Origin of the sequence: Streptomyces sp. NPDC059900 (assembly GCF_050270335.1) — a bacterium.
Taxonomy (GTDB): Bacteria; Actinomycetota; Actinomycetes; order Streptomycetales; family Streptomycetaceae; genus Streptomyces.
Genome location: NZ_JBNNJZ010000006.1, coordinates 29,904 through 54,973, shown reverse-complemented (window position 1 = coordinate 54,973; position 25,070 = coordinate 29,904). Strand labels below are relative to the sequence as shown.

General features: G+C 71.2%; 23 protein-coding genes. 11 read left to right on the top strand and 12 right to left on the bottom strand.

Annotation, left to right across the window (positions count from 1 at the left end):
* The first annotated feature begins 113 nt into the window (after positions 1-113).
* From ACQKIP_RS02390 to ACQKIP_RS02380, 3 genes are all read left to right on the top strand, one after another.
* Positions 114-2,339 (top strand): acetate--CoA ligase family protein, encoded by a 2,226-nt coding sequence (locus tag ACQKIP_RS02390; protein ID WP_365860411.1) that lies wholly within the window; start codon positions 114-116, stop codon positions 2,337-2,339.
* Between the two features lie 85 nt (positions 2,340-2,424).
* Positions 2,425-3,267: an enoyl-CoA hydratase/isomerase family protein gene (locus tag ACQKIP_RS02385; RefSeq protein WP_365860410.1), complete on the top strand. Its 843-nt coding sequence runs from the start codon at positions 2,425-2,427 to the stop codon at positions 3,265-3,267.
* A gap of 89 nt (positions 3,268-3,356) precedes the next feature.
* Entirely contained in the window at positions 3,357-3,989 is a 633-nt protein-coding gene (locus ACQKIP_RS02380; RefSeq protein WP_365860409.1) for a flavin reductase family protein, read from the top strand.
* Here ACQKIP_RS02380 and ACQKIP_RS02375 read toward each other — a convergent pair.
* Positions 3,982-5,367 carry an MFS transporter gene (locus ACQKIP_RS02375; RefSeq protein WP_365860408.1) on the bottom strand — a complete coding sequence of 462 codons (1,386 nt, stop codon included), beginning with the start codon at positions 5,365-5,367 and terminating at the stop codon, positions 3,982-3,984. The genes ACQKIP_RS02380 and ACQKIP_RS02375 overlap by 8 nt on opposite strands.
* Before the next feature lie 16 nt (positions 5,368-5,383).
* Between ACQKIP_RS02375 and ACQKIP_RS02370 the strand changes: the two genes are divergently transcribed.
* Positions 5,384-6,379: a GlxA family transcriptional regulator gene (locus ACQKIP_RS02370; protein ID WP_427741952.1), complete on the top strand. Its 996-nt coding sequence runs from the start codon at positions 5,384-5,386 to the stop codon at positions 6,377-6,379.
* Between the two features lie 280 nt (positions 6,380-6,659).
* Here the strand turns inward: ACQKIP_RS02370 and ACQKIP_RS02365 are convergent, their stop codons facing one another.
* The 3 genes from ACQKIP_RS02365 to ACQKIP_RS02355 are packed head-to-tail and all read right to left on the bottom strand — an operon-like array spanning position 6,660 to position 9,963.
* The gene (locus ACQKIP_RS02365) at positions 6,660-7,730 is read right to left on the bottom strand and encodes a Zn-dependent alcohol dehydrogenase (RefSeq protein WP_365860406.1); all 1,071 of its coding nucleotides are present in this window, start codon (positions 7,728-7,730) and stop codon (positions 6,660-6,662) included.
* On the bottom strand, positions 7,727-9,037 hold the full coding sequence (locus tag ACQKIP_RS02360; protein WP_365860405.1) for an acyl-CoA dehydrogenase family protein: 1,311 nt from the start codon (positions 9,035-9,037) through the stop codon (positions 7,727-7,729). Before ACQKIP_RS02360 ends, ACQKIP_RS02365 begins: the two co-directional genes overlap by 4 nt.
* Before the next feature lie 14 nt (positions 9,038-9,051).
* Positions 9,052-9,963 carry an SDR family NAD(P)-dependent oxidoreductase gene (locus tag ACQKIP_RS02355; protein WP_365860404.1) on the bottom strand — a complete coding sequence of 304 codons (912 nt, stop codon included), beginning with the start codon at positions 9,961-9,963 and terminating at the stop codon, positions 9,052-9,054.
* Positions 9,964-10,047: 84 nt separating this feature from the next.
* On the opposite strand from ACQKIP_RS02355, the gene ACQKIP_RS02350 reads away from it, so the two are divergent.
* Entirely contained in the window at positions 10,048-11,007 is a 960-nt protein-coding gene (locus ACQKIP_RS02350) for a cyclase family protein (RefSeq protein WP_365860403.1), read from the top strand.
* 371 nt (positions 11,008-11,378) lie between these two features.
* On the opposite strand, the gene ACQKIP_RS02345 is transcribed toward ACQKIP_RS02350, so the two are convergent.
* The 3 genes from ACQKIP_RS02345 to ACQKIP_RS02335 form a co-directional block, all read right to left on the bottom strand.
* Positions 11,379-11,894 (bottom strand): ATP-binding protein, encoded by a 516-nt coding sequence (locus tag ACQKIP_RS02345; RefSeq protein WP_365860402.1) that lies wholly within the window; start codon positions 11,892-11,894, stop codon positions 11,379-11,381.
* 453 nt (positions 11,895-12,347) lie between these two features.
* Positions 12,348-13,244 (bottom strand): acyl-CoA dehydrogenase family protein, encoded by an 897-nt coding sequence (locus tag ACQKIP_RS02340; protein ID WP_365860401.1) that lies wholly within the window; start codon positions 13,242-13,244, stop codon positions 12,348-12,350.
* A gap of 8 nt (positions 13,245-13,252) precedes the next feature.
* Positions 13,253-14,419, bottom strand: a complete 1,167-nt coding sequence (locus ACQKIP_RS02335) for an acyl-CoA dehydrogenase family protein (RefSeq protein ID WP_365860400.1) — start codon at positions 14,417-14,419, stop codon at positions 13,253-13,255.
* Between the two features lie 198 nt (positions 14,420-14,617).
* Here ACQKIP_RS02335 and ACQKIP_RS02330 point away from each other — a divergent pair, with 198 nt between their 5' ends.
* Positions 14,618-16,204: a class I adenylate-forming enzyme family protein gene (locus ACQKIP_RS02330; RefSeq protein WP_365860399.1), complete on the top strand. Its 1,587-nt coding sequence runs from the start codon at positions 14,618-14,620 to the stop codon at positions 16,202-16,204.
* A gap of 19 nt (positions 16,205-16,223) precedes the next feature.
* On the opposite strand, the gene ACQKIP_RS02325 is transcribed toward ACQKIP_RS02330, so the two are convergent.
* Positions 16,224-16,736, bottom strand: coding sequence for an EF-hand domain-containing protein (locus ACQKIP_RS02325; protein ID WP_361194619.1), 513 nt, complete (start codon positions 16,734-16,736; stop codon positions 16,224-16,226).
* Positions 16,737-17,159: 423 nt separating this feature from the next.
* Here ACQKIP_RS02325 and ACQKIP_RS02320 point away from each other — a divergent pair, with 423 nt between their 5' ends.
* The 3 genes from ACQKIP_RS02320 to ACQKIP_RS02310 all read left to right on the top strand — a co-directional run bounded on the left by ACQKIP_RS02320 (position 17,160) and on the right by ACQKIP_RS02310 (position 20,678).
* Positions 17,160-17,609 (top strand): hypothetical protein, encoded by a 450-nt coding sequence (locus ACQKIP_RS02320; protein ID WP_365860398.1) that lies wholly within the window; start codon positions 17,160-17,162, stop codon positions 17,607-17,609.
* A gap of 85 nt (positions 17,610-17,694) precedes the next feature.
* On the top strand, positions 17,695-18,411 hold the full coding sequence (locus tag ACQKIP_RS02315; protein ID WP_365860397.1) for an ABC transporter ATP-binding protein: 717 nt from the start codon (positions 17,695-17,697) through the stop codon (positions 18,409-18,411).
* The gene (locus tag ACQKIP_RS02310; RefSeq protein WP_365860396.1) at positions 18,408-20,678 is read left to right on the top strand and encodes an ABC transporter permease; all 2,271 of its coding nucleotides are present in this window, start codon (positions 18,408-18,410) and stop codon (positions 20,676-20,678) included. Before ACQKIP_RS02315 ends, ACQKIP_RS02310 begins: the two co-directional genes overlap by 4 nt.
* Positions 20,679-20,714: 36 nt before the next feature.
* Here ACQKIP_RS02310 and ACQKIP_RS02305 read toward each other — a convergent pair whose 3' ends face one another.
* Entirely contained in the window at positions 20,715-21,089 is a 375-nt protein-coding gene (locus tag ACQKIP_RS02305; protein WP_361194614.1) for an STAS domain-containing protein, read from the bottom strand.
* Between the two features lie 284 nt (positions 21,090-21,373).
* Here ACQKIP_RS02305 and ACQKIP_RS02300 point away from each other — a divergent pair, with 284 nt between their 5' ends.
* Together ACQKIP_RS02300 and ACQKIP_RS02295 are read left to right on the top strand one after the other, a co-directional pair.
* Entirely contained in the window at positions 21,374-21,973 is a 600-nt protein-coding gene (locus tag ACQKIP_RS02300; RefSeq protein ID WP_365860395.1) for a sigma-70 family RNA polymerase sigma factor, read from the top strand.
* Positions 21,970-23,283, top strand: a complete 1,314-nt coding sequence (locus tag ACQKIP_RS02295; protein ID WP_365860394.1) for a zf-HC2 domain-containing protein — start codon at positions 21,970-21,972, stop codon at positions 23,281-23,283. Before ACQKIP_RS02300 ends, ACQKIP_RS02295 begins: the two co-directional genes overlap by 4 nt.
* A gap of 20 nt (positions 23,284-23,303) precedes the next feature.
* Here the strand turns inward: ACQKIP_RS02295 and purU are convergent, their stop codons facing one another.
* The 3 genes from purU to ACQKIP_RS02280 all read right to left on the bottom strand — a co-directional run bounded on the left by purU (position 23,304) and on the right by ACQKIP_RS02280 (position 25,063).
* Complete coding sequence (purU, locus tag ACQKIP_RS02290) at positions 23,304-24,188, bottom strand: formyltetrahydrofolate deformylase (protein WP_365860393.1); 885 nt, start codon at positions 24,186-24,188, stop codon at positions 23,304-23,306.
* Between the two features lie 105 nt (positions 24,189-24,293).
* On the bottom strand, positions 24,294-24,797 hold the full coding sequence (locus tag ACQKIP_RS02285; protein ID WP_365860392.1) for an SCO4402 family protein: 504 nt from the start codon (positions 24,795-24,797) through the stop codon (positions 24,294-24,296).
* Between the two features lie 77 nt (positions 24,798-24,874).
* Positions 24,875-25,063 carry a hypothetical protein gene (locus ACQKIP_RS02280; RefSeq protein WP_365860492.1) on the bottom strand — a complete coding sequence of 63 codons (189 nt, stop codon included), beginning with the start codon at positions 25,061-25,063 and terminating at the stop codon, positions 24,875-24,877.
* Positions 25,064-25,070 lie beyond the last annotated feature (7 nt).

Sequence of the window (25,070 nt, the reverse complement as noted above, 5' to 3'; positions counted from 1 at the left end):
ACTGCTAAAGGGCCGCCCCAACTCTTCGTGCAGCAGTGTTCCTGACGCAGCGTCAGTTCAGTAATCTGACTATGCGTCAGTTGCATTCCTTTCCCACAGGAGCGGGCGGACCGATGCTTGGATCGACTTACGGCACCTTCACCACCGACCCCCGCCGCGCGCATGTTGTGGCCTGCGGCGAAGCCCCGGCACCCGCCGTCCACGGACAGGCCGGCACGGCGGACGACCTGGACGTCAGCGGCCGTCCCCTGTACGCCGACATACCGGACCTGGACCGGTTCTTCCGCCCCGAGTCCGTCGCCGTCATCGGCGCGTCGGACGCCGAAGGCCGGCCGAACACCGGTATCACCCGCCAGCTCATGGACTGGGCCGAGCGGGTCGGCTCCCGGCTGCACCCCGTGCACCCCACCCGCCAGTCCGTCTTCGGCACCCCCTGCTTCCCCTCCGTCGCGGACCTGCCGGAACAGGTCGATCTGGCCGTACTCCTCGTCAGTGACCCCCTTCCCGTGATCGAGGAACTCGCCGAGTCCAAGGTGAAGTTCGCCGTCGCCTTCGCCTCCGGGTTCGCCGAGACCGGCGCGGAGGGCGCTGCCGCACAGGCCCGCCTGGCCGCCGCCGTGGAGCGCTCCGGGCTGCGGCTGCTCGGGCCCAACACCAACCTCAACGCCTTCGAGAAGTTCCGCGACGACCTCGAAGGACCGGCGATCGCCCTGATCACCCAGTCCGGCCACCAGGGCCGCCCCGTCTTCACGATGCAGGAGATCGGCGTACGCCTCTCGCACTGGGCGCCCACCGGCAACGAAGCCGACCTGGAGACCGCCGACTTCATCTCCTACTTCGCCGAACGCCCCGAGGTCGGAGCCATCGCCTGCTACGTCGAGGGCCTCAAGGACGGCCGCTCCTTCCTGCTCGCCGCCGACCGCGCCGCCCAGCGCGGGGTGCCCGTCGTCGCGGTCAAGGTCGGCCGCACCGAGACCGGCGCCCGCATGGCCGCCTCACATACCGGCAAGCTCACCGGCGCCGACGCGGTCGTCGACGCGGCGATGCGGCAGTACGGCGTGATCCGCGTGGACGGGCTCGACGAACTCCAGGACACCTCCGCCCTGTTCGCGCGGGCGCGGGCTCCGCAGGCCGAGGGCGTCGTCGTGTATTCGATCTCGGGCGGCACGGGCGCGCACTTCTCTGACCTGGCGACCGAGGCGGGCCTGCGGCTTCCCGCCCTCTCGGAGGCCAAGCAGGCGGAGCTGCACCAGTGGATACCGGACTACCTGAACGTCGCCAACCCCGTCGACAACGGCGGGCACCCGGTGGGCGACTGGCGCGGCCGGAAGATCATCGACGCGATCCTGGACGATCCGGAGGTGGGGGTGCTGATCTGTCCCATCACCGGGCCCTTCCCGCCGATGAGCGACAAGCTGGCGCAGGACCTGGTGGACGCGGCGGAGCAGACGGACAAGCTGGTGTGCGTGGTGTGGGGCTCGCCCGTCGGCACCGAGGACGCCTACCGCACGACGCTGCTCGGCTCCTCGCGGGTCGCCACCTTCCGCACCTTCGCCAACTGCATCACAGCGGTACGCGCCTATCTGGACCACCACCGCTTCACCGCCCGCTACCGCTCCCCCTTCGCCGAGGCGCCGCGCACGCCCTCGCCGTCCTTCCGCAAGGCACAGGCCCTGATGCGGCCCGGTCAGCAGCTGAGCGAGCACGCGGCGAAGCAGCTGCTGCGCGCGTACGGGATTCGCGTACCCCGGGAGCAGTTGGTGACCAGTGCGGCGGCTGCCGTGCGGGCGGCTGGGCTCGTCGGCTACCCCGTGGTGATGAAGGCGTCCGGTGCGCATCTTGCCCACAAGACCGAGCTCGGCCTGGTGAAGGTCGGCCTGACCTCCGCAAGCCAGGTGCGCGACGCCTATCGGGAACTGACCGACATCGCCCGCTACGAAGGGATCGCCCTGGACGGCGTCCTCGTCTGCCAGATGGTGGAGCGGGGCGTCGAGATGGTGGTAGGCGTGACGCAGGACGAGCTGTTCGGGCCGACGGTGACGGTGGGGCTCGGCGGTGTCCTGGTGGAGGTGCTGCGGGACGTGGCCGTGCGGGTGCCGCCCTTCGGGGAGTCCCAGGCGCTCGCGATGCTCTCCGAGCTGCGCGGGAGGGCGCTGCTCGACGGGGTCCGGGGCGCGCCCCCGGCCGACATCGACGCGCTCGTGGAGGTCGTGCTGCGGGTGCAGCGGATGGCTCTTGAGCTGGGTGACGAACTGGCGGAGCTGGACATCAACCCCTTGATGGTGCTGCCCCGGGGGCAGGGGGCCGTTGCCCTCGACGCGCTTGCCGTCTGCCGCTGAGCGGGTCTTCAGGCCGCCGCTTCGCGGCGATTTCTCCCCGCCCAACCACCCGATCACCCCGCAGCGAAATGGAGTACCCCGCGCCATGACACCCTCCCCCGAAGCCGGAACCGACCCAGCCGATCCCCTCGACTCATTGGTACTCCACGCCACTGACAACGCCGTCTCGTGGATCACCCTCAACCGGCCCGAAGCCATGAACGCCGTCACCTGGGACCAGCGCGAACGCGTCATCTCGCTGCTCGCCGACGCCTCCGCCGACCCCGCCGTCCGCGCCGTCGTGATCACCGCGACCGGCAAGGGCTTCTGCGCGGGCGCCGACCTGCGCGGAGCCACTGCCCCCGCCACCGCCACCGCCAAACGCGTACCCGGTGACGTGGCCCGCACCATCAAGCTGGGCGCCCAGCGCCTCATCTCCGCCGTGCTCGACTGCGAGAAGCCGGTGATCGCAGCGGTGAACGGGACGGCCGCCGGGATCGGCGCGCATCTCGCGCTCGCCTGCGACCTCGTCATCGCCGCCGAACAGGCCAAGTTCATCGAGGTGTTCGTGCGGCGTGGGCTCGTCCCGGACGGGGGCGGGGCCTATCTGCTGCCGCGTCTGGTCGGGCCGCAGCGGGCGAAGGAGCTGATGTTCTTCGGCGACTCGCTACCGGCCGCGGACGCCGAACGCCTCGGCCTCGTCAACCGCGTCGTACCCGCGGGCGAGCTGGAGAAGACCGCCCGCGCCTGGGCACAGCGCCTGGCCAGCGGGCCGACCCGCGCCATCGCCATGACCAAGCAACTGGTCAACGCCTCCCTCGAATCGGACCGCGCGACGGCCTTCGCGGCGGAGGCCGCGGCCCAGGAGATCAACATGACCACGGCGGACGCGAACGAGGGCGTGGCCAGCTTCGTCGAGCGACGTCCGGCGTCGTACGAGGGCCGCTGACGCCGCCGACGCCCGCACTGGACGGACCCGCGATGCGGCGCTCCGCACCCTTCCAATCTGACGACCCGTCAGCTTCAATGGGAGACGTGATGGGACACGCAGGGATGGCGGCCACCGTCGTCCGATATCTCAGGTCGGTCGGAGCGCCGACCGCCACCGGCCCGGTCGAAGCCCTCCCGCGCCCCCAGCTGCGGGCGGTCGGCGACGACGAGCGGGCGCCGCTCGACGCGCGTGAATTCCGGCGCGTACTGGGGAACTTCGCGACCGGCGTGACCGTTGTCACGGCACCGGCAGCCGAAGGCGAGCCGGGCCCGGCCGGATTCGCCTGCCAGTCCTTCTCCTCGCTCTCCCTCGACCCGCCCCTCGTCTCGTTCATGGTCGCGCGTACGTCGACGACCTGGCCGCGCATCGCCCGCGCGGGCGTCTTCTGCGTCAACGTCCTGGGCGCCGACCAGGGCGCCCTCTGCCGCGGCTTCGCGGTGAGCGGCGCCGACAAGTTCGCCGGCGTCGCACATGACCCCGCGCCCGTCACCGGCTCGCCCCGCCTGGCCGGCGCACCGGCCTGGATCGACTGCACGATCCAGGCGGTGCACACAGGGGGCGACCACCTGATCGTGGTCGGCCGCGTGGACGCGCTCGGCGCCGCCGACGACGGCGAACCGCTCCTGTTCCACCGGGGCCGGTTCGGCAGGTTCGAGGGACTGGACACGCTCGCTAGGTGAGCGCGGACGGCGGCCGCACCGCCGCCTCGTCGCGCACCCGCCGGATCACCAGGGCCATCAGCGCCGCCGCCGCGCACAGCGCCCCCGAGGCGATCCACATCACGTCGTACGACCCGAAGGCGTCCCGTACGACACCGCCGATGACGGCCACCAGCGCGGCACCCACCTGGTGCGAGGCGAGCACCCACCCGAAGACGATGGCGCTGTCGTCGCCGTACTGCTCGCGGCACAGAGCCAGGGTCGGCGGCACGGTCGCCACCCAGTCGAGGCCGTAGAAGACGATGAAGAAGACCATCGGCGGATGCACGGCCGAGTCGAGCAGGAGCGGCAGGAAGAGCAGCGAGACACCGCGGAGCGCGTAGTACACGGCGAGCAGCCGCCGCGCGTCGAAGCGGTCCGTGAACCAGCCGGACGCGATCGTGCCCACGACGTCGAAGACGCCGATGACGGCGAGGAGCGAGGCGGCGGCCGTGATCGGCATGCCGTGGTCGTGCGCGGCGGGCACGAAGTGCGTCTGGATCAGGCCGTTCGTCGAGGCGCCGCAGATGGCGAAGGTCCCGGCGAGCAGCCAGAACGGCCCGGTGCGGGCGGCCTTGAACAGCACGGTCACCGCACGCCGCGCGGCCCCCGTCGCGGGCGGCGGCTTCGCCACGAACTCTTCCGCCCCGTACGGCTTCAGACCCACGTCAGCCGGGTGGTCGCGCAGCAGCAGCCATACGAAGGGGACGACGGCGAGCGCGGCGAGGGCGACGGTCACCGCGGCGGGCCGCCAGTCGTGCGTCTCCACGATCCAGGAGAGCAGCGGCAGGAAGATCAGCTGCCCCGAGGCGGACGCGGCGGTCAGGATGCCGGTGACGAGGCCGCGCCGCGTGGTGAACCACCGGTTGGTGACGGTGGCGGCGAAGGCCAGCGCCATGGACCCCGAGCCGAGCCCGACGAGCAGCCCCCAGCACAGCAGCAGCTGCCAGGCGGACTGCATCCACACGGTGGCACCGGCGCCGACCGCGATCACGGCAAGCGCGACGGCCACGACCTTGCGGATACCGAAGCGGTCCATGAGCGCGGCGGCGAATGGCGCGGTGAGCCCGTACAGCGCGAGGTTGATGGAGACCGCGAGGCCGATCGTGCCGCGCGACCAGTGGAACTCCTCGTGCAGCGGATCGATGAGGAGCCCCGGCAGGGAGCGGAAGGCCGCGGCGCCGATGATCGTCACAAAGGTCACGGCGGCGACGAACCACGCGCGGTGGATACGACGCCGCCGCTCCGGCGCCTCCGCGTCCGGCGCGGGGACCGGCGTCGGCTGATTCACGTCTGTCTGGGTCACGACAACAGCATCCGGATTCGCGCATCCCCAAACGAGTGGCCCGAAAGACAGCATTAGCTAGAATCGGGCCATGGCCTCACCGACCGAGAACACCCGTCACCGCGTGGCGGTCCTGGCCATGGACGGCGTCATCCCGTTCGAGCTGGGCATTCCGCAGCGGATCTTCGGCCGCGCGCGCACCGCCGACGGCCAGCCGCTGTACGAGATCGTGACCGCCTCCGTCCGCCCGCCGGGCCCGGTGCGCACGGACGCGGACTTCGCGATCCTCGTGGAGAACGGCCCGGAGTGCCTGGCGAGCGCCGACACGGTCGTGATCCCGGCTTCGTACGAACTGGGCCCGGTCTACGAGGAAGGCCGCCTGACCGACGAACTGACGGCGGCCCTCGCGCACATCACGCCGGGCACGCGCCTCATCTCCATCTGCACGGGCGGCTACGTCCTGGCCGCCGCGGGCTACCTCGACGGCCGTACGGCGACGACGCACTGGGCGTCGGCCGAGCACTTCCAGCGCCTCTTCCCGCGGGTCACGGTGGACGCGGAGGTGCTGTTCATCGACGACGGGGACGTGCTCACGTCGGCGGGCGTCGCGGCGGGGCTCGACCTCTGCCTCCATGTCGTACGCGGCGACCACGGCTCGGCGGTCGCGAACGACGTCGCCCGCCGTACGGTGGTGCCGCCGCATCGCGACGGGGGCCAGGCCCAGTACATCCAACGCCCCGTCCCGGAACCCCAGTTCGCCACGACCACCTCGGCGCGGGCATGGGCACTTGCCCGCCTCCACGAGCCGATCCAGCTGCGCGACATGGCGGAGCAGGAATCCATGTCCGTACGCACCTTCACGCGCCGTTTCCGCGAGGAGGTGGGCATCAGCCCCGGCCAGTGGCTCGCGCAGCAGCGGGTGGAGCGGGCCCGCCACCTCCTGGAATCCAGCGACCTCTCCGTCGACCAGGTATCCCGCGACGCGGGCTTCGGCACTCCCCAGTCCATGCGGCAACACTTGCAGTCAGCCCTGGGAGTAACCCCCACGGCCTACCGCCGAACCTTCACCCGCCACACCGCACGCTAGCCGGACGAACAAGCACTCCCACCGCGAGACCGCGCCCCACCACCAAGAAAGCCGCAGTCGGCATCGATACGGGAGGGGACGTGTCGGTATTTCCGCCCGGAGCACGGCTAGCCCCACTCCGGCCCCGAAGCAACAGGGCGGCGCCCACCCGATAGCGAGGACGGACATACCGACGCGGCCCCGCACCCAACGACGAACCCGCCCCGAAGCACAAACGGACCCGCACCCGACCCCCGCACAAAGCCCACTGCCCACCGCCCACCGCCCCCGGCGAGAACCCTCAGAACGTCAACACCCCCCGCGCCACCCGCCCCGCCTCCGCATCCCCCACCGCCTTGGTGAAGTCCTCCACCGGATAGACCTCCGTGACCAGCTCGTCCAGGAGCAGGCGCCCCTCCCGGTACAGCTCCGCGTACAGCGCGAAGTCACGCTGCGGGCGGGCAGACCCGTACCGGCAGCCCAGGATCGACTTGTCCAGGAACAGCGACGAGACCAGGAACGACGCCTCGGCCGTGGCCGGCGGCACCCCCAGGAGGATCGCCTGGCCATGGCGGTCGAGGAGGTCGATCGCCTGCCGGATCAGCTCGACCCGCCCCACGCACTCGAAGACATGGTCCGCCCCCGTCGGCAACAGCTCCCGCACCCCCTCCTCCCCCACGGACGGGAAGAAGTGCGTCGCACCGAACTGCCGCGCAACCCCCTCCTTCGCGGGATTCGCGTCGACCGCCACGATCCGCGTCGCCCCGGCGATCCGCGCCCCCTGGAGCACATTGAGCCCGATCCCCCCGGTACCGATCACCACCACACTGTCCCCGCGATCCACCTTCGCCCGGTTGAGAGCAGCGCCGACCCCCGTCACCACCCCGCACCCGATCAGGGCCGCCGACGTCAGCGGAATGTCCTCGGGGATCTTCACGGCCTGCACGGCCTTGACCACCGTGCGCTCGGCGAACGCGGAATTCGCCGCGAACTGGTAGACCGGCGCACCGCCCCGCGAGAACGGCTGGTCCGGCATCCCGATCGCCCGCCGGCACATCGTCGGCCGCCCCCGGTTGCACTCCCCGCACGTCCCGCAGCTGGCGATGGTCGAAAGCGCCACATGGTCCCCCGCACCCACATGCGTCACCCCCGCACCGACGGCCTCCACCACCCCCGCCCCTTCATGCCCGAGCACCACCGGCGAGGGAAACGGAATCGTCCCGTCGATCACGGACAGGTCGCTGTGGCACAACCCCGCGGCCGCGACGGCGACCAGCACCTCCCCCGGCCCCGGATCCCGCACCTCGAGGTCGTCGACGACCTCGACCCTGCTCCCCTCGGCCCTGCTCCTGTCGAAAACGACACCCCTCATCGCGCCTCCCTCGGCAGGCCGAGCACGCGCTCGGCGATGATGTTCCGCTGAATCTCGTCCGAGCCGCCGTAGATGGTGTCGGCCCGCGTGAAGAGGAAAAGCCGCTGGAGCGCGTCCAGTTCGTACGGGGCGTCCTCGCTCCAGTCGGCGGGCCCGACCGCGGCCGCGGCCCCCCGCACCCCCATGGCCAGCTCCCCAAGGCGCTGATGCCACCCGCCCCAGAGCAACTTGGCCACGCTGGGCGCACCCGGGTCCCCGCCCCCGCCCGGACTCCCCGGCGAACTCCCCAACGTACGCAGCGCGTTCCACCGCATGACCCGCAGCTCCGCCCACTGCCGCACAAGCCGCTCCCGCAGCACCGGATCGCCGACGGCCCCGCTCTCGACGGCCTCCCGGACCACACCCCCGAGCTCCTGCGCGAACCCGATCTGCTGCACGAGCGTGGAGACCCCCCGCTCGAATCCGAGGAGCCCCATGGCGACCCGCCAGCCGTCGCCGGCACCGCCCACCACGTGCGAGGCACGCGCGACCGCCCCGTCGAAGAAGACCTCGTTGAACTCGCTCGTCCCCGTCATCTGCCGGATGGGCCGCACCTCGATGCGCCCGGGCTGGTCCATCGGCACGAGCAGGAAGGAAATCCCCCGGTGGCCACGGGACCCCGCCTCCGTCCGCGCGAGCACGAAGCACCAGTCCGCCTCGTGCGCGAGGGAGGTCCAGATCTTCTGCCCGGTGATGCGGTACGCGTCACCGTCCCGCACCGCCACCGTCCGCAGCCCCGCCAGGTCCGACCCGGCGCCGGGCTCGCTGTATCCCTGGCACCACAGCGCCTCGCCGCGCGCGATCGGCGGCAGGAACTCGTCCCGCTGCTCCTGCGTGCCGTGCGCCAGGAGCGTGGGGGCGAGCAGGTTCTCGCCGATGTGCCCGTGGCGTCCGGGCGCCCTGGCCCGCGCGTACTCCTCCGCCCAGACGACCTGCTGGGTCAGCGTCGCCCGCCGATTCCCGTACGGCCCCACGCCGGACCCCGGCCCCGCTCCCGGCCCTGGGCCTTCGCCCGCACCCCCCGACCCAGACCCCGGCCCAGACCCCGACCCAGACCCCGGTCCCGCCCCCGATTCCCACCCGAGGCCGATCCACCCGCCCCGCCCCAACTCCCGCTCCCAGGCACGGCGTTCCGCCACCCCCTCGTGCTCGCTGCCGGGCCCGCCCCGCCCCACCGCAGCGGCGAACGCCCCCGTCAGATGCTCGTCGAGCCACGCCCGCGCCTGCGCACGGAACTCCTCGTCCCCGGCGCCGAATCCGAACTCCACCGCCCGGCCCCGGCCTACGCGTTGGGCCGGTCTTTGGCGGCGGCCGCCTTCGCCATCGCCTCCAGCTGCGCCAGCATCGGCATCGGGTCGACCCCCACCGTCCCCGGCAGGAAGTCGGCGATCTTCTCCGGGGTCCAGCCGCCCTCGACATACCCCGCCCGCAGCTCACGGGGCTGCGCCCACACCGCGATCTTCGGGCCCGCGACCGTGTAGACCTGCCCGGTGATCTTTTCCGCCCTGGCGCGCTCGCTCAGCAGATAGACGACCAGGGCGGCCACGTCCTCCGGCTCCCCGATCTCCTTCAGCTCCATGGGCACGTTGGCGGACATCCGGGTCCGCGCGACCGGCGCGACCGCGTTGGCACTCACCCCGTACTTGTGCAGGCCCAGCGCCGCGCTCCGCACCAGGGAGATGATCCCGCCCTTGGCCGCGCTGTAGTTGGCCTGCGCGACCGAACCCTGGTGGTTGCCGCTGGTGAAGCCGATCAGCGTGCCCGTGCCCTGCTTGCGCATGACCGCCGACGCGGCCCTGAAGACGGTGAAGGTGCCCTTCAGGTGCGTGGCGACCACCGGGTCCCACTCCTGCTCGGACATGTTGAAGAGCATCCGCTCGCGCAGGATTCCGGCGACGCACACCACACCGTCGATGCGCCCGAACTCGGCGAGCGCGATGTCCACGATCCGCTGGCCGCCCGCCATGGTGGAGATGTCGTCCGCGACGGCGACGGCTTCGCCGCCCGCCGCCTGGATCTCCTTGACCACGCCGTCGGCTATCTCACTGGCCGGTTCGGCGCCCTCCATGGAGACCCCGTAGTCGTTCACGACGACCTTCGCGCCCTCGGCTGCGGCGGCGAGCGCGACCGCCCTGCCGATGCCGCGTCCGGCACCGGTAACGGCCACCACCTTGCCTGCCAAGAAGTTCCCCACGTCCGGCCCCTTCCCGCGGTTTCTGACGGACCGTTAGATTCTATGACCCGTCAGATACCGGAAGACAAGCCCCGCGGAGGACCCATGTCAGACTCGGCATCCACCAAGGCCGCAGGATCGGCACTTCCGCCCGAGTTCCACGACATCGCCAAACGCGTCAACAACTGGGGACGCTGGGGCGCGGACGACGAGACCGGCACCCTCAACCTCATCACCGACGAGGTCGTGCGCGAGGCCGCCGCCACCATCCGCACCGGCCGCCGCGTCCCGCTCGCGCTGCCCCTCAAAGAGGACGGCGTCCAGACGGGCCTGATACCCGGCCGGATCAACCCCCTGCACACGATGGTGCAGATCAACCAGGAGCTCTTCGGCCCCGGCACGGTCGCCACCAGCGACGACGCGGTCACGATGGGCCTCCAGACGGCCACCCACTGGGACGCCCTCACTCACGTGTCGCACTCGGGGAAGATCTACAACGGCCGCCCCGCGGACACCATTACCGCCCACACCGGCGCCCGGTTCAGCGGCATCGACAAGGTGGCGCACCTCGTCTCGCGCGCCGTCCTGCTCGACGTCGCCCGCGCCAAGGGCGTGGACCGGCTGCCCGGCGACCACGCGGTCACGCCCGAAGACCTCGCCGAGGCCGAGGAGTTCGCGGGGGCCACCGTCCGCGCCGGCGACATCGTCCTCGTACGCACCGGGCAGATCCAGACCTACCTCGCGGGCGACAAACACGCGTACGGCTATCCCTCCCCCGGTCTCTCCGTCCGCACCCCGGAGTGGTTCCACGCGCGGGACGTCGCGGCGGTCGCCAACGACACCCTGACCTTCGAGATCTTCCCGCCCGAGATCGAGAACCTGTGGCTGCCCGTGCACGCACTGCACCTGGTCGAGATGGGGATGTTGCAGGGCCAGAACTGGAATCTGGAAAAGTTGTCCACAGCCTGTGCAGAAGTTTCCCGCTACAGCTTCCTGCTCTCCGCGATGCCCGAGCCGTTCATCGGCGGCACGGGAACACCCGTGGCTCCGGTCGCGGTGCTGTGAGTTCTCCGGGGGCGGCAGACCCCTGAGCCTTCGGATGGCGGCGCCCCGGCACCCCCGCGCCCGCCCCGAGCGCGTTGCCGCACGCCGCCATCCGGCTCCCGGCGCTCGAGTCCTGCCCTCTGAGGCCACGAAGGGACCGGCGCCGGCTGCGACCCACATCTCGTCAAGGGCCGGGCCACGGACCACCGTCCCTCGACGTCCCCTCGCGGCGAATCGCTGCACATAAGCGTGATCAATCGAACACGGTACGTCAACACCCGTCCGGTGATTAATGAATTATGCCGCTTTTGTACCGACCGCGCACGGCCGCGCACCGGGGCACAGGACGGCGCATGCGGGCGCCCGGCACCGGCCTGCGGGACGTGCGGGGCTCAGACGGCCTCGTACGCCACGTCCTCGTACGTCGTCCCGTCGAACGCGACCGCCCCGACCCCGGACTGGGATTCGCACCGGTCCACCTCGCACCAGATGCTCTTGCCCGCACCTTCGGTCTGCCAGCCCCAGCGGTCGGCGAGGCCGTCGACGAGTTCGAGGCCGCGGCCGTTGGTCGCGTCGCCGTCCGCGTGCCGCGGCTTCGGCGGCCGTGCGCTGGCGTCGGCGACCTCGACCCGGACCGTCCCGGCCCCCGCCTGTGCGCTCGCGGCGGCCCCCGCGGCCTGCTGCGTCACGTCGGGGGCGTCCGGGAGCCGCATGCGCAGTACGGCCGGACAGCCCGTATGCACCACGGCGTTGGTGACCAGTTCCGAGATCAACAAGATCAGCGTCTCGGCCAGTGGCTCATCGGCTTCTATCCCGGAACCCGCGAGCCGCGAACGCGCCCACCTCCGGGCCCGTCCCACCTCTGCGGGGTCGGGCCTGACTTCCAGCTGAACATGAAGCACCTGCACCGCTCACACCATCCGAACCGGCGGACACATCGCCTCGCGACTCCAAGGAGTCACGGAACGTGATCTCCTTGAGAGACAGCATGGTTGACGTTCAGTCACCCCAACAAGCGCTTCAGGCATATTCCAGCGCGAAGGAGTACGCGTGCGGCATACTGTGCGACGCGCGCTGCGGGGGGTCGAACAGGCGGGCATATAGCCCCTTCCTGCACTGCGAACGGTATGCATCGCCGGGCCCGGCGCCGCCTCAGTGGCAACACCGGCATGGCTCGACCTCAGAACCACTCGCATCTCACACAAGGTACCGGAGCGGAAGCCCGACTCCATGCCGTGACGAGTCACGCATAGGACACAACCCGATATCGACGCTCAGTAGCCTCCCCCCACTTCGGGAATCCCACAAGTCGATCACTCTCCGCTCAGCGGCCCCAGGGCGCATTCCCGGCATCGGGCGCCTCACAGTGCCGCCGCGAGCTCCTCCTCCGCCCCGGCCGCCGACCGCCCCAGGCCGGCCCGCACCCAGGCCCGCTTCAGATGCAGATGTACGTCGGACTCCCAGGTGAACCCCATACCGCCGTGCACCTGGAGGCAGTCCCGCGCGCCCCGCACCGCGGCCTCGTCGGCGAGCAGCTTGGCGCCCGCGATCTCCAGTGGGTCGTTGGTGACGGCCGCCGCGTACACCGCGGCGCGGGCGATCTCGGTGCGTACGAGCATCTGTGCGCATAGATGCTTGACGGCCTGGAAAGCGCCGATGACTTGCCCGAATTGGGTACGTTGTCGGGCATACCGGACGGCCATCTCGCAGGTCTTCCCGGCGCTTCCCAACTGCTCGGCGGCGATCAGCAGGTCCGCCTCCGCCCGCCGGAACGCTTCCGGGGCCGCCGCCCCCGCGCCGCCGGGCACCCGGTGCAGCGGAGTCAGCGGGTCCACCGACCGCAGCGGGACGGCGCCGGACACGTCACCCAGGACCACGTCCGCCTCGTCCAGCCAGGGCACGAGCCCCCCGGAGCCGTCGTCCACCACGGCGGTCACCACGACCGCCCCCCGCGCCGCCCCCTCGACGTCCCGCGCCGCGAGGAACGTCGCGACCAGCGGCCCCGGAAGCAGCGCGCGCCCCGCCTCCTCGAAGGCCAACACGGCCTCCGGAAGCCCCAGTCCGACCCCGCCCTCCTCCTCCGGCACCCGCAGCGAGAAGAACCCGGCATCCCCGAGCTCCCGCCACAGCGCCCGGTCCGGCGAAGGAGTCCCGCGGTCCACGGCGGCCCGCAGGGCGGCCGTGTCGAACCGCCCCTCGAAGAGGTCGCGGACACCGCCCCGCAACGCGCGCTGATCGTCGCTGAGTTGGAAGTCCACGCGACCCCTCACCGCCCCTTCGGCAGGCCGAGTATCCGCTCGGCCACGATGTTCTGCTGGATCTGCGAGGTCCCCGCGGCGATCGTGTACGAGAGGGAGGAGAGCCGGTCCAGGGTCCACTCGTGCCCCAGGTCGAGCGCTCCGGGGCCCAGGACGTCGCCCGCGGCCTCGTACAACTCCTGGCGTGCGTGCGAGTACCGCAGCTTGAAGACGGACCCGCCCACGCCCGGCACGCCGCTCCCGGCCCGCTGCGACTCGCTCACGTTCCACTGCGTGAGCCGCCACAGGGCCCCGAACTCCGCGCTCAGCCTGCCGAGCCTGCGCCGGAGCACCGCGTCGTCCCAGCGGCCGTTCTTGCGTGCCTCACGCGCGAGCTCGCCCAGGACACGGCGGCAGGCGACGACCTCGCCCACGAAGGCCGTGCCCCGTTCGTAGGACAGCGTCACCATGGTCACGCGCCAGCCGTCGTTCTCCGCGCCGACCCGGTTGGCGACCGGCACCCGCACCTCGTCGAGGAACATCTCGGCGAACTCGGTCGAGCCCGCGAGCGTGCGCAGCGGCCGGACCGTGATGCCGGGGGCGTCCATCGGCATCGCGAGCCAGGAGATGCCGCGGTGCTTGGGCACGTCCTCGCTCACCGGTGTCGTACGCACGAGGAGTTCGCACCAGTCGGCGACCTCGGCGTGCGAGGTCCAGATCTTGGATCCGCTCACCACGTAGTCGTCGCCGTCGCGCCACGCGCGCGTGCGCAGCGAGGCGAGGTCCGAGCCCGCGTCCGGCTCGCTGAATCCCTGGCACCACACCTCGTCGCCGCGCAGGACGGGCGGCAGCCACCGTGCGCGCTGCCCGGCGCTCCCTTCGGAGGCGATGGTGGGTCCTGCGTGCAGCAGGCCGACGAAGTTCGCCCCTACGTAGGGCGCGCCCGCCTTCTCCGTCTCCTCCAGGAAGATGAGGTGCTGGGTCGGCGTGGCCCCGCGGCCGCCCGCGTCGACGGGCCAGTGCAGTCCCGCGTACCCGGCGTCGTACAGCCTGCGCTGCCAGCCCATGTCGTACGCGCGCCGTCCCGGCCAGTCGGCCGGGTCGGGGCGCGGCGGCAACAGCGGGAGCGTCCGGGCCAGCCACGCGCGCAGCCCGGCCCGGAAGGATTCCTCCTCCTCGGTGTAGGTGAGGTCCACGTCAGGTCCGCTTGTCGGTCATGGTGTCTCCTCCGGTGGTCTCTCCCGCACCCGAAGCCCATCTGATGGCCCGTCAGAAAGCAGGCTAGCTCCGCACCCCTGGACCGACAAGGCGGTGAGCCTTACGCTCTCGGCACGATCTGACTGCCCGTCAGTTACGTTGGTCCGCAAGCCGGACTCCGGTCGCGAGGGGATCACATGAGGACCCATGAGAGCGCGGGGAACGAGACCGCGCACGCACTCGGCGCCTCCCGCACCCTCTGGGAGCTCATCGAACGCCGCGCCGCTCTCACGCCCGGTGCACCCGTCCTGATCCAGTCCGCCGCCGACCCGGCCGACGACCGGACGCTGACCTTCGGCGAACTGCGCGACCGCTGCGAACGCGTCGCCGCGGGGCTCTACGAGATGGGCGTACGCCCCGGCACCGTCGTGGCCTGGCAGCTGCCCACCCGCATCGAGACCGCCCTGCTCTCCTTCGCGCTCGCCCGCATCGGCGCGGTCCAGTCGCCCGTCATCCCCTTCTACCGCGACCGCGAAGTCGGCTTCGCCCTGCGGGAGTCGAAGGCCGAGTTCTTCGCGGTGCCGGGCTTGTGGCGCGGCTTCGACCACACGGAGATGGCGCACCGGCTCGGCGCGCGGGGCGTCTTCCAGGCGTACGCGTACGAGGACCTGCCGGACGCCGATCCCGCCGTACTGCCCGCGCCGCCCTCCGACGGCACGTCGGTGCGCTGGATCTACTGGACATCGGGCACGACGTCCGACCCCAAGGGCGTGCTGCACACCGACCGTTCGCTGATCGCGGGTGGCTCCTGCCTCGCGCACGCGCTGCACCTGTCGTCGGACGACGTCGGCTCGATGGCGTTCCCCTTCGCGCACATCGCGGGCCCCGACTACACGGTGATGCTGCTTCTGTACGGCTTCCCCGCGGTGATGTTCGAGCACTTCGCGCTGCCGGACGCGCTGGACGGCTACCGGCGGCACGGCGTGACGGTGGCGGGCGGATCGACCGCGTTCTACTCCATGTTCCTCGCCGAGCAGCGCAAGCTGGCGCCGGGCGACAAGCTCATCCCCTCCCTGCGCCTCCTAGCGGGCGGCGGGGCGCCGAAGCCGCCGGAGATCTATCACGCGGTCGTACGGGAGATGGGCTGCCAGCTCACCCACGGCTACGGCATGACCGAGGTGCCGATGATCACCATGGGTGCGCCGGACGACAGCGCCGAGAACCTGGCGACGACGGAAGGGCTGCCGCCGGCGGGGATGGCGATCCGGATCACGGACGCCGACGGCAAGGAGGTGCCCGCCGGGGTCGACGGAGACGTACGGCTGCGCGGGGAGGCGGTCTGCCAGGGCTACTTGGACGCCGAACAGAGCGCCGGGGTCTTCGACGCGGACGGCTTCCTGATCACGGGCGACCTGGGGCACGTACGGCCGACGGGCCATCTGGTCCTGACCGGCCGGGCCAAGGACATCATCATCCGCAAGGGCGAGAACATCTCCGCGAAGGAGATCGAGGACCTGCTCCACCGGCATCCGGCCGTGGGCGACGCGGCCGTCATCGGTCTGCCCGACCCCGAACGGGGCGAACGTGTCTGCGCGGTGATCGAAGGGCGCCAAGGAGAGGCCCCTGCCCTCACCCTGGAGTCCGTGACCGCGTATCTGCGCGGGGAAGGACTCTCCACGTACAAGCTGCCGGAGCAACTGGAGCTGGTGGAGGCCCTTCCCCGCAACGAGACGCTGCGCAAGGTGCTCAAGTACAAGCTGCGGGAGCGGTTCGCGCAGGGCTAGACGAGGTGAGAACGAACACTCACTCGGGAACGGTGAAGTACTCCGAGAACGCCGCGACGATCTCTTCCTCCGTCACGCGCCCGTCCCCGTCGGTGTCGAGCGCGCCGCCCGCCGCGGAGGCGATGTCCGCCTCGACGCCGAGGGCCTTGAGGACCCGCTCGACCTCCTGCGGGCTGACCGCACCGTCCCCGTCACCGTCCGCAACGGCGATCACGGCGTCCAGGAACGGCCGCGCGATCTCGGCGAACCGCGCCGGATTGTCGCGCAGGCGCTTCACGGCGCCGCCCACGAACTCCGGCTTGGTGATCCGCTGGTCGCCGTCCCGGTCGGCGATGCCCGCCATGCCCTGCCAGAAGGCCTCGGCCCCGATGTAGAGGGCCTGGCCCTTCTCCGAGCGCGCGGTGGCGCCGAACTCGCTGAGCAGGGCGACAGCCGCCGTGCTGAAGTCCTCACGGGAGATGTAGCCGTTGCCATCCTGGTCGAAGGTGGTGAAACGGGCCGCGATCTTACGCTCGTACTCGGCACTGTCCATGGTGTTCGGGCCGCCTCACTTCTGCGGTTGGGTGCGTGTGCACGGGGTTTCCCCGGGTGTTACTGACAGCGAGCCTACGTCGTCGGCGACCGCCCGGAGGCGGGATGCCGATGCTTGTGCCAAGACCGGGACAAGAGAGGTTGTACCAGGAGCCGGCCCTTGATGATCTTTTGGGTCTCTCTTGACCTTCCCTCACCCACCGTCGACATCCGTGCCGCACCTCGCCCACTCTCCGTGATCCAAACCTCCCGAGTGTCATGATCAGGCTAAAGATCATTTACGTACGCGCAAAGCGAACGCACAGTGATCCGCACCCGACGTTTCGTGTCCCGAAATCCCAACTGCTTCTGTCGTACCGGGGTGTTACGTTCCTGGCCGCCCTGGATCGCACCAGGGCAGACCAACAAAAACGGGAGAACACAAATGAATCGAAAGCTGGCCGTCGGTGCCCTGGCAGCAGGGCTCTTTCTGACGGGCGCGGGGACCGCTTTCGCTACCGCAAACGGGGGTAGCGGGGACGTCGAGGCGACCGCCTCGTGGCACAAGATTCCGACGCTCTCCAGCAGCGGCGTCAAGTTCAAGAACGGCTACTACAAGTTCGAGGCGCCGGGCGCCAACCACGGTGCCTTCCACTGGAAGGGCGACCTCCAGGACACCTCGGCCGGAGACGGCCACAATGTCTACGTCCAGGTGAAGGTCGAGGGATACGACTGGAACCGGTTCAACGGCAAGCAGAAGAAGACGGTCCACAAGGACAAGCTCGTGTACGACGGCGCCGCTCGCTACACCAAGAACGCCTGGATACGCGCCTGCCGTGACCGGGGCTCCTTCCACCCGGACAACTGCTCGGTGACCAAGCACTACAAGCGGTAATCACCACAGGCACCAAGCGGCGGCACTGACCGGCTGCCGCGCATGCACACCGGGCCCGGGCCCCCGCCCCGGGCCCTTCGCCTTCTTGGGGGAAGCGATCAGTACGCCGACAGGTACGCCCAGTACGTCAGAAGTCCTCAGTGCCACGGGAGTCGACCTCTCCTACGGCTCGACACCCGCCGTCCGTGACGCCCATCTGACCCTGGCGCGCGGCGAGATCGCGGCGATCACCGGGGCGAGCGGCTCCGGCAAATCGTCCCTCCTGTACTGCCTCGCGGGCGTACTGCCGCCCGCGCGCGGCGAGGTGCGGTTCGAGGGCCGGGCCTACCGCGAGCTCGACGACGAGGGCATCAGCGAACTGCGCCGCGAACGCTTCGGCTTCGTCTTCCAGTACGGCGAGCTGCTCCCCGAACTGACCATCGAGGAGAACACCGCCCTGCCGCTGCGCCTTGCGGGCACGCGCAAGCGGCCCGCGCTCAAGGCCGCCGCCGAGGTGCTCGACCGCCTGGGGATCGCCGGTCTGCGCGAGCGGCGTCCGTCCCAGGTGTCCGGAGGGCAGAGCCAGCGCGTCGCCGTGGCGCGGGCCCTCGTGCACAAGCCGGCCGTGGTCTTCGCCGACGAGCCGACCGGCTCGCTGGACAGCGCCAACGCCGCCACCGTTCTCAAGGAGTTCCTCGGCCTCGCCCGCTCCCAGGACACCGCCGTGCTCCTGGTCACGCACGACGCTAACGTCGCCGCCCAGGCCGACCGCAACTACACGATGGCCGACGGAGTCCTCACCGCGAAGGGCGCGTCCGCATGAGCGAGTTCCTGCTCGGCCTGCGGCTCCTGTTCGGCTCCGGACGCGGCACCCGCGTACGTTTCTGGCTCATGACCCTCGGCGGCTCCCTCGGGGTGTGCTGCCTCGCGCTCGTCCTGACGATCCCCTCGATCCTGGGGGCCCACGACGGACGGGCCGCCGACCGCGACCCGCAGGTCTACGCCGGGCAGAAGTCCGGGCAGCACACGCTCGTCCTGGAGCGCTCCGACCCGCACGGCTCGAAGCCCTTCAGCCGCGTCTTCGTCGCCCGCGCCGAGGGCGGCGCCGCCGTGCCGCCGCCGCCGGGCCTGAGCGAACTCCCCTCCCCCGGCGAGGTGTTCGTGTCGCCCGCCCTGCGCGACCAGCTCCGCGACGAACCCGGCCTCAAAGGGCTGCTCCCCGGCAAGGAGAAGGGCCTGATCGGCCCTTCGGGCCTGACCGACCCGAACGAGCTGTACGCCTACGTGGGCACCACCAAGGACAAGCTCGGCGACGACGCGCGCGCGTTGAAGAGCTTCGGCTCCGCGCACCCGCCCACCACGGCCGTCGAGAAATCCACCCTGGACATCCTGCGCTTCACGCTCGCCGCGCTCGTGCTCCTGCCGCTCGGCGTCTTCCTGTCGGTGTGCGCCAAGCTCTCCGCCGCCAGCCGCAACCGGCGTCTCGCGGCCCTGCGCCTGCTCGGCCTGAGCGCCAAGGGCACCCAGCGCGTGAACGCCGCGGAGACCGTCGTCGCCGCCTTCCTGGGGGCGCTGCTCGGCCTCGGCGAGTTCTGGCTCCTCAACCAGATCATGGCGAGGACCGGCCTTCCGGGCCTGAAGTGGTATCCCGCCGACGGCGCGCTCTCCGCCTCCACCATCGCCGTCTGCCTCATCGGCTGTACGGCGCTCTCGTGGTTCGTGGGCCGGGCCAGTGCCCGCGCCGCGGCCACCAACCCGCTGAGCACCCGGCGCACCGCGGCGCCGCGCGCGCCCCGCGTCTGGGGCGGCCTGCTCCTGGTCACCGGGCTCGGCATCGTCATCGGCTACTGCGCGACCGGCCTCACCGACAACCCCGCGCAGAGCTCCGGCATCAACTCCCTCCTTGTGCCGGGCGGGGTGCTGCTCACCGGGCTCGGCCTGGTGATGGTCATGCCGCTGCTCTCGTACGGCATCGCCACGCGCCTTGCCCGCTCCGGCAACCTCGCGCTGAGCCTTGCCATGCGGCGCAACGAAGTCGAGCCGGGCAGCGCGATGCGCGTGGTCACCGGTCTCGTCCTGCTCGTGTTCTCGGCGTCCCTCGCGCAGGGCGTCCTGGTGGAGGAGCAGCAGATCACCCGCTCCGACTCGCCCGTCCAGGAGTACGGCCTGCGGCTTTCACAGCTCAGTGAGGAGCAGCAGGGCAAGCTGCGGGAGATCCCCGCGGTGCGGGCCGACGCGATCGTGATGGACCCGCGCACCGACCCCGCCGGGGAGGGCGGCGACTGGCAGGCCCCGGCCCTGGTCGCCACCTGCGCCCAGTTCGCCCGGCTGACGGAGCACGCGGCGGGCTGCGAGGAGGGCAAGGTGCTCCGGCTCCAGGACCCGAACGTGGCCGAGTCCCCCGTCAAGACGTCCACGTACACGATGAAGCAGGACGGCAGGCGCACCTCGCTGAAGGTGAAGGTGCCCGAGGCCACCGTGCTGTTCGACGGGTACGACGTCACCAATCTGCCGAGCCCCGGCCTTCTGGTGCCGCCCTCCGAGCTCCCGGCGCACGCCGTGCCCGCCGCGGCCACGCTCGTCCTGATGAGCGGCTCCGACCCCGGCACCGTACGGGACGTGCTCGACCGCATCGGCGCCATCGCGCCCACGGCGGACGTCGACCCTGCGGGCATCAACATCGACGGTCTCCAGCAGATCACCGTCATCGAGACGCTGCTCGCGCTCGGCATGGTGATGGGCCTGGTCATCGGCGTCGCGGCGTTCCTCGTCTCCGTCACCGACCGGGCCGTGGAGCGCCGACCCCAGGTCACGGCGCTCTCCCTGATCGGCGCGCGGGCCCGCACGCTGCGCCTGGTGCAGTGCACGCAGGTCGTGCTTCCGCTGGCCGTGGGGCTGCTGCTCGCGCTGGTGGCGGGGAAGCTGGCCGAGTCCGCCTATCTGGTCACCGGCGGCGGCGAGATCTTCTGGGACGGGGCCGGGGTTCCGCTCCTGGTCGCGGCCATGGCCGGGGTGCTCGTCCTGGCGGTCGCGGGGACGCTGCCGCTGGTGGGGCGGCGCATCGACCCGGAGCTGATCAGGCGGGACTGACGGGGCTGAGCGGAATCTTGCGAAGGGGGAGCGGCGTCACGCGGACAGTGGCGCCGCTTCGTCGTCCACGGCCGCGTCCACGTCCGGGAAGACCTCGAAGAGGCGGCGCACGCCCAGTGCCGCGAGGACGCGGTTCACGTGGGAGCCGTCCTCGGCGCCCTGCGCGGGCAGTATCAGGCGCAGGCGGCCCTGACAGGAGCGGAAGAGGCGACGGGTCGCGATGAGCACGCCGACGCCGCTGGAGTCGCAGAACAGGACGTCGGACAGGTCCAGGACAAGGCTGTGCCGGCCGTCGGCCACCGCGTCGTGCACGCGCTGGCGCACGACGGGCGAGGTCACGAGGTCCATCTCGCCGGACACCCGCAGCACGGCCCAGCCGTCCTGCTCGTCCACGGCCACCTGCAGCGTCACTCGCTCGCCTCTCGCTCGCTGATACCGCTCGTCCGTAGCTCGCCTCGCCGATGCGGATGCCTTCCCTACGCTTCCTGTGTACGTCGCGGCTGCCCCACCTCTTCTCCATGAAACACCAGTAACGCCGGTCTCTATCATCCGAGGCCGGGCGGCGGTGCACTTTGCCACAAAGGGAGTGCGTTGTCGGTGGTGGCGACTACATTCGATGGATAGTCGCCACGGGCGATTGACAGTTCGGCACGGGCAAGGAACAGCACGAGCACGGAACGGCACGAGGGGGCCGCATGGCGAAGGACGCGCCGCGTCGCTGGGACCGCCGCATGCAGCAGCGCCTCGCGCACGGAGAAGCCGCCGCACTCGGCGAGCTGTACGACCGCTTCGCCTCGCTCGTGCACGGCCTGGCCCACCGCGTGCTCGGCGACGAGGACGCCGCCGACCGGATCACCCGCGAGGTTTTCGCCCACATCTGGGAGAACCCCGACGCGTACGACCCCAAGCAGGGCCCCCTGCGCTCCTGGGTCGCCACACTCACCCACCAGCGGGCCGTCCGGCGGCTGCGCCAGACCGAGTCCGCCGCCCTGGCCCGCGGCGGCGCGGGAACGGCGGAGGACCTGGAGCGCAAGGTGCGCCGCGCATCGGCCGCCGCCCGCGCGGACTACATCGTCACGGCCATGCCCGCCCCGCTGCGCGCCGCCCTGGAGCTGGCCTACTTCCAGCGGCGCGACTACCGCCAGACGGCCGCCGACCTCGGCGTGACGGAGGACGAGGCGCGGCGCCGCCTGCGCCTGGGCCTGCAATTGCTCTCCACCGCGAACGACGCGGTGGGACCCGCGGAGCCGCATCCCGCACCGGGCCCGCCCCCCGGCTACGGGAGAGCGCTGTGAGCGGGCCCGACCGGCAGGAACCGTTCGAGGAACCGGACCTCCCCGGCAGCGGCGGCGGCGCGGAGGGCCGGGGCGAGCACAAGGACGCCCGCAGGCCGCCCCGCATACCGCTGCCGCGCACCTCCGTGGAGGACACCGGCCGCCCCCTGCCCGACCCGCCGCTCGCCCTCGACCTCGACCACCAGGTCCTGAAGTCGCTCCTGGGGGCCTGGGCGCTCGCCGCCTGCTCGGTCGAGGAAGCCGTCGCCGTCGAGGAGCACCTGGGTCACTGCGGCCCCTGCGCGGAAGAGGCCCTGCGGCTGCGCGACGCGGTGGGCCTGCTGCATCAGGAGGAGAGCCTCGACCTCGACCCCGGCCTGCGCAACCGCGTCATCGAGAGCTGCCTCGGCCGGCGCCCGCCGCGCATCCCTGTGCCCGAGTGGGCCGTGCCGTACGACGCCGAGACCGCCCGCCTGGACGCCCTCCTGCGGGACATCGGCGAATCGGAGTGGCATGCTCCGGTGCGCCTGCGGTGGTTCGACGAGGACAGCCCGGTCAGCCGCAAGACGACGGTGGCCGGAGTGATCGCGCATCTCCTCGCCGTGGACGGCCTCGTCGCACTGGCCCTCGGCCTCGACGACCCGCTGGGCAGGGACACGGCGCAGCCCGCCGACCCCGGCCGCCGCACCGAGGCGTACTGGCGCGCTTCGTACTTCCCGCCCACGCGCAGTGTGCGCGCCCCCTGGCGCGACCAGACCCACGAGCTGATCCGCACGGTCTCCTTCACGGCAGGCGGTACGTACGGCGCGGGATCCGGCCGCCTCACCGTCCCGTACAGCGCCCCGGACGACGAGGGCAACCGCGTCGAGCTGCCGCTGCGGGACTCGATGCTGGACCGCGCCTTCGAGTGCTGGATCCACGCGGGCGACATCGCGGAGGCGGTCGACTATCCGTACGAACCGCCGTCCCCGCGCCATCTGCACCGCATGATCGACCTCGCCGCCCGGCTGCTGCCCGCGACGCTCGCCGCGCGCCGCCGCTCGGGGCTCGCCGCCCCGGCACAGGACCTGGTGATGGCGGGCAATCCGGGCCGCAGCCTGCGCCTGGAGATCGAGGGCATGGGCGGCGGCGAGTGGTTCATCCCTCTCGACTCCCCCGGCGCCGAAGCGTCCGCGGACCGCGAGGTGGCCCATGTCGCACTGGACGGCGTCGAGTTCTGCCGCCTTGCCGCGGGCCACGTCTCGCCGGAGGAGGCGGCAGCGGGACAGGACGGCGACCGCCGCGCGATCAGGGACGTCCTGTTCGCGGCGGCGTCACTGAGCCGTATGTAGCGCCGCTGCCCGGAAGGGGACTAGGCGAAGACGACCGTGCGGTGGCCGTTCAGCAGAATCCTGCGCTCCGCATGCCACTTCACGGCCCGGGCGAGGGCCTGGCACTCGACGTCACGGCCGATCGCGACCAGCTGGTTCGGCGTGACGTCATGGCCGACCCGCTCGACCTCCTGCTCGATGATCGGGCCCTCGTCGAGGTCGGCCGTCACATAGTGCGCGGTCGCGCCGATCAGCTTCACACCGCGCGCGTGCGCCTGGTGGTAGGGCTTCGCGCCCTTGAAGCTCGGCAGGAAGGAGTGGTGGATGTTGATGATCCGGCCGCTGAGCTGCTTGCAGAAGTCGTCCGAGAGGACCTGCATGTAGCGGGCGAGGACCACGAGCTCCACGTTCTCGGCGCGCACGAGCTCCAGGATCTGCGCCTCGGCCTGCGCCTTGTTCTCCTTCGTCACCGGGACGTGGTGGAAGGGGATGTCGTACGACGCGACCAGCTCGGCGAAGTCCGTGTGGTTCGAGACGACCGCGGCGATCTCGACCGGCAGCGCGCCGGTCCGCGAGCGGAACAGCAGGTCGTTCAGGCAGTGCCCGAACTTCGACACCATCAGGACGACGCGCATCTTCTGGTCGGCGCGGCCCAGCTGCCAGTCCATGTGGAAGGAGTCGCCGACCGCCGCGAAGCTGGCCCGCAGCTTGTCCAGCGTCACCGGCGCCCCGGCCGAGAAGTGGACGCGCATGAAGAAGAGACCGGTGTCGTGGTCGCCGAACTGCTGGCTGTCCTCGATGTTGCACCCGGTCATGAAGAGGTAACTCGACACGGCGTGCACGATGCCCTGCTTGTCCGGGCAGGAGAGGGTCAGGACGTACTGCTCAGCGGGATCGGCGGACGCGGCGACGGACGGCTCATTCATGCGCCCAAGGTTCCCACAATCAGCACCCGCAATGGACCGAGAGCGTCCCCGTCAGGAGTACGGGGAACTGCTCGACCAGCCACGACGCGCCCGCAGACCAAAAACCTAGCTCGCGGACCGAGTCAGAATCCGCAGAACCTCAAGCGTCCGGGGCGCCTCATCGGGGCTCTCCCCGTCACTCACGGCGAGAGCGACATGGGCTTCGCGCGCCGCGAGGACGGCCTCCGGCCACCCCGGGTGGTCGAGATAGGCGGACACCAGCGCGTCCGGCCCCACCTCATGCATGATCCGCAGGACCCGCAGCACCGCCGCGTCGACGAGAGCCGCCTCCTGCGCGTCACGGAAGATCGTCCCGACGTACTTGTCGGCGGACCAGTTGTCGAGCCACGTGTCCTCGACCAGGCGGTACACGGCGTCGGTCACGTCCCCGTACTCCTCGCGCCCGGCGAGCCAGCAGTCACGCTGGAACCCCGGGTCGGAGAGCATGTGCAGAGCCGAGCGCACGTTGCTGCGCCAGCGCCACCACGGCATGTCGTTCGTTGGCATGCCGCCCATGGTGCTTGAGCGACGGCCGCGACGGGAAGAGTTCTCCGAACCTTGCACGGTCATCGATCGTACGTTCCCCCTCCGCGCGGCCGAATCGGCCCCTGCCATTCACCTTCTTGTCACCATGCGTTGAGAGCACGTCACACCATGGTTGGCGCTGCGCCGGAATCGTGCATGACCATGCCCGTCTCGCGACGCACCTTGCTCCTCCGCCCCTCGAATCCCCCCAGCCCCACCCGCCCCGGCAGGACCACGTCGCTCACCGCGGCCGCCCTGCTCGCGGTGTGTGCGTCCCTGACCACGGCCTGCGGGGTCGTCCCTGGTTCCACGGGGGGA